At 64.7% G+C, this 1,048-nt stretch carries 1 protein-coding gene; it reads right to left on the bottom strand.

What is annotated here, in order from left to right; translation table 11 throughout:
• Positions 1 to 1,025 (bottom strand): ISAs1 family transposase (locus DFR50_RS31135; protein ID WP_170153465.1); only part of this gene is annotated, 1,025 nt, incomplete at its 3' end.
• Positions 1,026 to 1,048 lie beyond the last annotated feature (23 nt).

The raw sequence follows: 1,048 nt of genomic DNA, 5'->3' as shown, positions 1-1,048 counted from the left end.
GAGCCTTTCTCGCCGTCTTTCTGCATGACGTTCAGGACCATGTGGCGGAGAACGGCGAGATTTTCGGGACCGTTGCCCAGACGGCTGCGGTCCTGATCCTCATTCATGACGACGTCGAGCCGCCAGTGCAGGCGGTTTTCGACGCCCCAATGGGAGCGGACGACGTCGTTGAAGCGTTCGGGGGTCAAAGGCGCGCTGAGCAGATAATAGGCGGTCTCGGACGACGTCTTGGCGCCGGTTTCGCGGAGGCGCTCGACCTTGCCGACGGCGGCCAGCCCCGGCCAGCGATGGTCTTTGTCCAGCCACGCGATGTCGGTCGAGACGGTCGCCGTGCGGGTTTCGATGCGGCCATGATCGGCCTCGACGACCGGGTCGGCTGTGATCGTCCGGCTGGCGGGATCGTCGAGATACAGCACGACATCGGCATGGAGCGTCCCCTGATTTCCCTTCAGGGCGAGGGCGTAGTCGCCGCCCTGATCGACGATCTGCTGGGCGATGGCGCGCTGGCAATTGAGCGCGTCGGCCGTCACGATCGTTCCCTTCAGCCGCAGCATCTCCAGCAGTTTCGGCACGGCGGTGATTTCGTTCGACTTCGCGTCGGTGGCGACCTGCGCCAGCACGAGACGTTGCTCGCAGCCCCAGGCGGAGACCATGTGCAATGGCGACTTGCCGCTGGCGCGGTCGAACGAGCGGCGCAGAACCTTGCCGTCGATCGCGACAACCCCTTCGCACGGCTCCGAGAATCCGGTCATGAAGCGCTGAAACGCCGCCCGGAACTGTTCCGGGTCGAGCGTCCGGAAAAGCCGGCTGAACGTGTCGTGGCTCGGCACGCCGTTCTCGAGCCTGAGAAACCCGCGCAGAAACGGCTCCTTCGCCTTGGCGAACAGGCCCATGTCCACCGAGCCTTGCCCGCCACACAGAACCGCGCACATCGCGATCGCCAAGATCTCATGAAAGTCGTGCAGCGCCGCATTGCCCGTGCGCGGGTCGTCCAGACCGTCCCAGCATTCGATAAAGCGATCCAACACATTCTCCCGAGCCGCGTATC

This window comes from Roseiarcus fermentans, assembly GCF_003315135.1.
Classification (GTDB): domain Bacteria; phylum Pseudomonadota; class Alphaproteobacteria; order Rhizobiales; family Beijerinckiaceae; genus Roseiarcus; species Roseiarcus fermentans.
This window is presented reverse-complemented; position numbering and strand designations above follow the sequence as displayed.